8 protein-coding genes are annotated in these 6,817 nt (G+C 69.3%); 3 read left to right on the top strand and 5 right to left on the bottom strand.

Features of this window, described 5'->3' with window-relative positions:
• Both ACE3TU_RS16795 and ACE3TU_RS16790 read left to right on the top strand, forming a co-directional pair.
• Positions 1-262: CheB methylesterase domain-containing protein (locus ACE3TU_RS16795; RefSeq protein ID WP_374626242.1), on the top strand; the 262-nt coding region annotated here is incomplete at its 5' end.
• A gap of 3 nt (positions 263-265) precedes the next feature.
• The gene (locus tag ACE3TU_RS16790) at positions 266-1,978 is read left to right on the top strand and encodes a hypothetical protein (protein WP_374626240.1); all 1,713 of its coding nucleotides are present in this window, start codon (positions 266-268) and stop codon (positions 1,976-1,978) included.
• Between the two features lie 57 nt (positions 1,979-2,035).
• On the opposite strand, the gene ACE3TU_RS16785 is transcribed toward ACE3TU_RS16790, so the two are convergent.
• Genes ACE3TU_RS16785 through ACE3TU_RS16770 form a run of 4 tightly spaced genes read right to left on the bottom strand, consistent with a single transcriptional unit; the run spans position 2,036 to position 4,513 of the window.
• A complete protein-coding gene (locus ACE3TU_RS16785; protein ID WP_374626238.1) occupies positions 2,036-2,542 on the bottom strand; it encodes a DoxX family protein in 507 nt (168 codons plus the stop codon).
• A complete protein-coding gene (locus ACE3TU_RS16780; RefSeq protein ID WP_374626236.1) occupies positions 2,532-3,305 on the bottom strand; it encodes a putative DNA-binding domain-containing protein in 774 nt (257 codons plus the stop codon). The genes ACE3TU_RS16785 and ACE3TU_RS16780 overlap by 11 nt, the downstream gene beginning before the upstream one ends.
• Entirely contained in the window at positions 3,302-4,168 is an 867-nt protein-coding gene (locus ACE3TU_RS16775) for a DUF692 family multinuclear iron-containing protein (protein ID WP_374626235.1), read from the bottom strand. The genes ACE3TU_RS16780 and ACE3TU_RS16775 overlap by 4 nt, the downstream gene beginning before the upstream one ends.
• Before the next feature lie 51 nt (positions 4,169-4,219).
• Positions 4,220-4,513 (bottom strand): DUF2282 domain-containing protein, encoded by a 294-nt coding sequence (locus ACE3TU_RS16770; protein WP_374626233.1) that lies wholly within the window; start codon positions 4,511-4,513, stop codon positions 4,220-4,222.
• Between the two features lie 160 nt (positions 4,514-4,673).
• On the opposite strand from ACE3TU_RS16770, the gene ACE3TU_RS16765 reads away from it, so the two are divergent.
• Positions 4,674-5,360: an aspartate/glutamate racemase family protein gene (locus ACE3TU_RS16765; RefSeq protein ID WP_374626230.1), complete on the top strand. Its 687-nt coding sequence runs from the start codon at positions 4,674-4,676 to the stop codon at positions 5,358-5,360.
• Positions 5,361-5,368: 8 nt separating this feature from the next.
• On the opposite strand, the gene ACE3TU_RS16760 is transcribed toward ACE3TU_RS16765, so the two are convergent.
• Positions 5,369-6,817 (bottom strand): methyl-accepting chemotaxis protein (locus tag ACE3TU_RS16760; RefSeq protein WP_374626227.1); only part of this gene is annotated, 1,449 nt, incomplete at its 5' end.

The raw sequence follows: 6,817 nt of genomic DNA, 5'->3' as shown, positions 1-6,817 counted from the left end.
GTTTCGTTCGGCCGCCCAGTACGCCGGCCGCAACGCCGTCGGCATCATTCTCACCGGCATGGGCGATGACGGCGCCAAGGGTCTGCTCGAGATGCGGCAGGCCGGCAGCCTCACCATGGCGCAGGACAAGGAGAGCTGCGTCGTTTTCGGCATGCCCAGGGAGGCGGTGATGCTCGATGCGGTGGACAAGGTGCTGCCGCTTCGTCGCATTGCCGGCGAGATCATCTCCTGCGCCACCCGCGCCGCCGCACCCAAGGACTGATCCATGGCGAACCCGGCCCTGGCCCCTGCCCAAGACGATCGTGCTGCGCTTGCCGGCCGCCTCCTTTCTGCCGCCGATGGCCTCGCGGCACCGCGCACCGCCATCGACGGCGCCTTCGTCAGCATCGGCGACCGCCTGTCGTCGTGCGCCACCATCCTCGGCCGGCTGACCCAGACTTTCGAGGCTTTGCCGGCCGAGCTCGAGAGCGCCGAACTCTCCGAGGCCACCGAACGTCTGGCGATCGTCGGGCATCGCGCCCTCGCCATCTCGGTCGAACTTGCAGCCGAGCAGGAGGCGATCACCCGCATGGCACAAGTGGTCGCGGCCGCCGGGCATCCCATTGCCGAGCTGAGGCGCACCGTGAAGATGACCGGGATCGTCGCCATCAATGCCCGGGTCGTCGCGGCAAGCGTCGCCGGCGAGCATGACGACTTCAGTGTCTTCACCACCGACATCGCCGAGCTGTCGGGCTCCGCAACCGCCACCGTAGCCGACTTCGCCCGCGTCTACGACACGCTGTGCCGCGCCGTTACCGAGGCCACCATGGCCCGGAGCCGTTTCGAGGCCGCCCACTGCCACACGCTGACGGCCCTGGCGCAGGACCTCGAACGGGGGCTCGGCCTGGTCAACGCCCAGCGGGCCCGATCGCTCGAGGCCAGCGCCGATACGGGCCGGACGTCGCGCGCCATTGCCGCGCAGGTGGCCGCCCTCGTGATGGCGCTGCAGGTCGGCGATGCCACGCGGCAGCGGGTCGAGCACGTCGAGGCCGTTCTGCGCGGGTTGGGCGGGGGCGACGTCGCGCTCGTTCCGCCCATCGCCGAGCTGCAGCGCCGGCAACTGGTCGCCGCACGCGAGACGCTGGTCGAGGAGATGTCTGCCGGCGCCGCGGCACTGTCGCGGCTGTGTCGGGACACGGCGGCCATGCTCGAGCACGCGCGCGCCGTACACGGCACGGAAGAGGACGGCGCCGGCCTCGGACCGCTGCACTCGGCGCTGCGCGAGGCAGTGGCGCTGCTGGCCGACTGCGAGGCCGAGCGGGACAAGCTCGCCCAGGTCGCCGGCGCGGTGGCCGACACCGTGCGAATCCTGCTCGGCCACGTCGAGGCCGTGCAGGAGGTCGAATACAAGATGCGGCTGCTCAGTCTCAACGCCGCCGTCAAGTGCGCGCAACTCGGCGCCCGCGGCCGGGCCCTCGACGTCATCTCGCAGCAGTTGCGGGCACTGACCGGGGAGACCGTCGTCTCCGCTCACGGTGCCGTCGAACAGCTCACGAGGGCCGCCGATGTCGCGACCACCTTCACCGGCAGCCCCATCGGTGCCACGGCGGATGGTGTCGGCGCACTCGAGCGCGAGGCCACCGCGGCGCTGTCGCTGTTTTCCGCCGTTTCCGATCGCCTCGGCCAGGCGCTGGGCGAACTCCGCCGGGACACGCCGATCGTCGCCCGTCAGTTGGCCGATGCGATGGACGATCTCGGGCGGCACTCGACACTGTCGGAAGCGCTGAGCGACGCCGAGATCGCCGTGGCGGAACTTGCCGCAGGTGCGCCATCGACGCCCCCCGCCGGGGAGGCCGCGGGCAACCTGCTCTCGGACCTGCGCCGCCGCTACACCATGGATCAGGAACGCCGCATCCACGATGCCTTCACCGGCGTCGCCCAAGCCCAGCCGCATCCGGTTCACGGCTCGCCGGACAGCGTCGACGACCTGCTCTTCTAGACGAGCCGGGTCGGGCGATGAATCCGATCCGCTCGCTGGGTCGCGCAGCGGGAGCGGCTACCGGCCCGTGGCGGTGGCGCCGCCGCGCGGCGCCCGCTCGAGACGCCACGCCAGCACTGCGTCGACCGAGAGCCTGCCGCCGCCGAACGCCATGAGCGCCAGCGCCATGGCCGCCCAGGGCAGGTGGAAGTTCAGCCAGCCGTCCGGCACGGTCAGCTGGATGACGATGGTCATCAGCAGGATGCCGAGCGCCGCATAGCGGGTGAACAGACCCAGCACCAGCAGCACCGGCAGCACGACCTCGCCGGTCCCGGCGAGGAACGCCGCGACGAGCGGAAACGGATAGGCTATCGCCTCGCCCGCCAGATGCAGCTTGAATTCCTGCTCGAACAGGTAGCGTGCCCCTGCCGATAGGTTGAGGAACCCATCCCACTTCGTCATTCCGGAGCGCCAGAACGGAATCGCCAGCGCCACCCGCAGCGCAAGCTGCGACAGGCTGTGTGGAATCGCGCCCAGCAGCCGGTCGCCGGCACGGTAGAGCCGGCCGAACTGTTCAACGAGCATGGTCTGCGTCCTTTCGTGTCGATGCACCGAAGGCGCCGATGGAGCACAGCCCCACCAGCGCGCGACCGAAGTCGAAATCTGCATGCCGCTCGAGCGCGTGCGCCGCGGCACTGGCGATTGTCGCCCCGCCCAGCAGTTCGCCGCAGAACGCAGCGTCACCGGGCGGGACGACTGTGACCTTCACCTCCGCGGCGGGTCGCGACACCAGTACCGACTCGGCTCCGGAGCGGACCGGCACGCCGTCGGCATGATGCGCCGACCAGATCGAGCCGATCGGGTATGGCGACCGGACCAGTGCGGCGGCCGGATGGGCCTCGAGCCGCAGCTCGCCCAGTTCGGCGCCGGCGATTTCGGCCAGCCGGTCGATCGTCATCGACCGCTCGTCCCTGGCGTTGTAGGCAACGCTCCAGGCCTGCTCGAGCCGCGCAATATCGGCGAGGTAAGGCACCGGCCGCGCCGCCTCGAAGCCCGCGATGAAATCCGCGAAGTCGGATGCATAGAGCATCATGATCGGCGACGTCGGCTTGCGCGCGGCCACGTATTGCCGCGCCATGGCAGCGAAGAACTCCTCGCCCACCAGCCTGGCGCAGACCGGGTACTTGGCGGCAACGACACCAACGAGACCCACATGCACATTGTTGCGATAGACCGCGAAGCGCTTCTCGTCCGCGTCGCCCCGGGTTGAAACGATGCCCGGGGGAACCGGGAGCGAAGGATCGATCAGGGCCGCCGCGAAGCCCGCCTGCCGGGTCATGCCGGTCATGAGGCCAGCCGGCGCGTCGATCCGGCGCTGTCGATTGCCGCGTCGACCAGCGCGGCCTCTTCGGCCAGAACGTCGAAGGCCGGGACGTCATTGTCCCACTCGACCAGTGTCGGTCGCGGGCCGGTGCGCTCGAGCGTGTGCCGGAACAGGTCCCAGACATCCGGGCTGACGCGCGAGGCATGGGCATCGATCAGCAGTCGATCGCCGGCGCCGTCCGATGTCTCGTCGTAGCCGGCAAGGTGAACCTCGCCCACATGCTCGACCGGGAAGCGGTCGACATAGGCGAACGGGTCGACCCGATGGTTCACCGAGGAGACCATGACGTTGTTGACGTCGAGCAACAGGCCACAACCGGTGCGGGCGACGATGCGGGCCAGGAAATCGGTCTCGGCGATGGTGCTTTCGGCAAACACCACATAGGTCGAGGGGTTCTCGAGCAGCATGCGGCGGCCCAGGGTCTGCTGGACCTGATCGACATGCGCCGCGACCCTGTCGAGCGTCGCCGCCGTATAGGGCAGCGGCAGCAGGTCGTTCAGCGCGCACTCACCGTGCGAGGACCACGCCAGATGTTCCGAGAAGGACTGTGGCCGGTAGCGCTCGATCAGCGCGTTCAGCCGGTGCAGGTGGTCCGTGCTGAGGGGTCCCTCGCCGCCGATGGACAGTCCGACCCCGTGCAGGGAGAGGGGATAGCGGCTGCGGATGGCCGTGAGGTATCGATGCGGCGGTCCGCCGTCGCCCATGTAGTTCTCGGCATGCACCTCGAAGAACCCGATGTCCGGCAGCGTGCCGAGGATGTGGGTGTAGTGCTGCGGCTTCAGTCCCAGCCCGGCCCGCGCCGGTAGTCGATCCACGCCCATGCTCATTCTCCCGGGGGGGTGATGCCCGGAGACCCAATCGGACCTCCGGGCAAGGGGTCAGGCCTGCGGCAGGTCGCGCTCGAGCGGCTCGAGCGAGCCCTTGCGGTCGCCGTCGAGCGAGATGGTGAGGCAGGTGCCCGACGGCACGGCCTTCCAGGCATTGCCCTGATAGTCGATCACCGACGTGCCGGCGCAGGTGGTGCCGGGCCCGGCCGCACAGTCGTTCTGGCCGGCCATCGCCACGCCATAGCACTTCTCGGTGGCATCCTGGGCGACGGCACCCGTGACCGATGCCCCGGCGAGGGCGGAGAGCAGCGAGGCGGCGAGGATGGCAGACGAAACACGGTTCATTGCGAGTTCTCCTGGTATTGTCGGACCCTGACTGGCTCCGTGCTGGCTAATTCGCCCGCCCGGGCCGATCGTTACCGCGCCCCCGGTCACTGCTTCGTGATCGGGCTCGTTCCGCACCGTGTGACTTGCCTCCGCGGTCGTTCCGGGCCATGTGTCGGGCATGAAGACCATCGGCCTCATCGGCGGAATGAGCTGGGAATCCACTGCCCACTACTACGCCATCCTCAATCGCGAAACGGCCCGCAGGCTGGGCGGACTGCACTCTGCCCCGGTCATCGTCCACTCGGTCGACTTCGCCCCGATCGAGGCGCTGCAGCGGGCCGGCAGGTGGGAGGAGGCCGGAGAGCGCCTCGTCGTCGTGGCCCGCTCACTCGAGGCCCAGGGCGCCGGCCTGATCGGCCTCGCCACCAATACGATGCACATCTGCGCGCCCCGGATCGTGGCCGCGCTCGCCGTTCCGTTCATCCACATCGCCACGCCGACCGCGACGGCACTGCGTGCCGACGGCATCGGCCGGGTCGGCCTGCTCGGCACCCGCTTCACCATGGAGAAGCGCTTCTACATCGACGAACTCGAAGCGCATGGCCTCGACGTCCTCGTGCCCGATACCGGCATCACCAACCTCAACGGCATCATCTACGAGGAACTCTGCCTGGGCGTCGTCAGGGAAGAGTCGCGGCGCACCTATGTGGACGCCATTTCGCGGCTGAAGGCACGTGGAGCCGAAGCGGTGATCCTGGGCTGCACGGAAATCGGCATGCTGATCGACGACAGCGTCAGCCCGCTGCCGACCTATGACACCACCGAACTCCACGCGCAGGCCCTGGTGAGTGCGGCCCTCGCCTGAGCGCGCCCTCAGGCCGCGCGCCGCGGCCGCCCGGTCTCGGTGAGCGCGAACTGCTCGACGATGCGGTCGAGGTCGCTGGCCTGCGCCTCGGTCTGCTCGATCGCCGCATTCGTCTCCTCCACCAGCGCGGCGTTGTGCTGGGTCATCTCGTCCATCTGCCGCACGGCGGTGCTGACCTCTTCGATGGCCGAGGCCTGCTCGCGGCTGGCACGGGCGATCGACCCCAGCAGCGTGCTGTTCTCACGCACCGACTCAAGCATGGCCGTCAGCTTGCCGGCGGCGTCGGCGACGAGCCTCGAACCGCTCGATACCTCGTGGGCGCTCTGCTCGATCAGCGCCTTGACGTCCCTCGATGCGCTGGCCGCCGACTGAGCCAGCCGCCGAACCTCGACGGCAACGACAGCGAAGCCCTTGCCGGCGTCACCGGCCCGCGCCGCCTCGACCGAGGCGTTGAGGGCTAAGAGGTTGGTCTGGAAGGCAATGTCGTCGATCAGCCCGATGATCGAGGAGATCTTGCCCGACGAGGTGGTGATGCGCTCCATCGCGCCATTGGCCTCCGCCATCACCGAGCCGCCGGCCTCGGCCGAATGCGAAACCTGCTCGGCCTTTCGGCTGGCCTCCTCCGCCCGCCGTGCATTGTCGATCACCGTCGTGGCCAATTGCTCCATCGCCGCGGAGGTCTGCTCGATGGTAGCGGCCTGCCTGGTGGTACGTTCCGACAGGTCATTGGCGCCGGAGAGAATCTCGCCGGTTGCGGTGCGCAGCTGCTCCGACGTCTGGCGCAATTGGCCGACGATCCGCGCGAGAGTGTCGGCGACCGCGTTGGTGTCGTCCTTGAGCCGGCCGAAAGCGCCGTCATACCGCCCGCTGACCCGTTGCGTCAGATCCGTCCGGGCCAGCGCCCCCAGCACTGCGCCGGTTTCCTCAAGACCCCGCTCCACGGTGTCGACCAGCGCGTTGACGTTGCCGGCCAGGCCGCTGAGGACGGGCTCGTCGAAGTCCGCCACCACCCGTTGCGAGAAATCGCCGGCGGCGGCCCGCTTCACGACGTGGCCGAAGGACGTGTCGAGCCTTGCCAGCATCTGGCGCCGGCCCTCGTCGCTCGCCTGCCGCTCGGCCCCGGCGGCACCGGCGAGCTGGCTGACCTTCTCGGCCTCTAGCGCCGCCTCCGCCGACTTGCTCTCGGCCAGGTTGAGCAGCTTCTGCGTGATCAGGGTGAGCGCGACGAGACCGGCCGCCTCGGTGACCAGCAGCACCGCATGCAGGATCACCCGGCCCAGGCTGCCACCGCCATAGAACACCAGAGTCTCCATGGCGAGGCCGAGGCCCAGGTGATGCACCGCAACCAGCACGGTGCCGAGCAGGATCGCCCGGATGTCGTAGAGCAGGGCGCACAGCGCCAGGCCGGCGAAGAACGCCATGTGCAGGTCGATCTGGATCGGGTTGCCGCGTGCGGC

The sequence above is a fragment of the Devosia sp. genome (genome assembly GCF_041917035.1).
Taxonomy (GTDB): Bacteria; Pseudomonadota; Alphaproteobacteria; order Rhizobiales; family Devosiaceae; genus Devosia_A.
The sequence above is the reverse complement of the archived record's forward strand: the minus strand, read 5'-3'. Positions and strand labels throughout refer to the sequence as shown.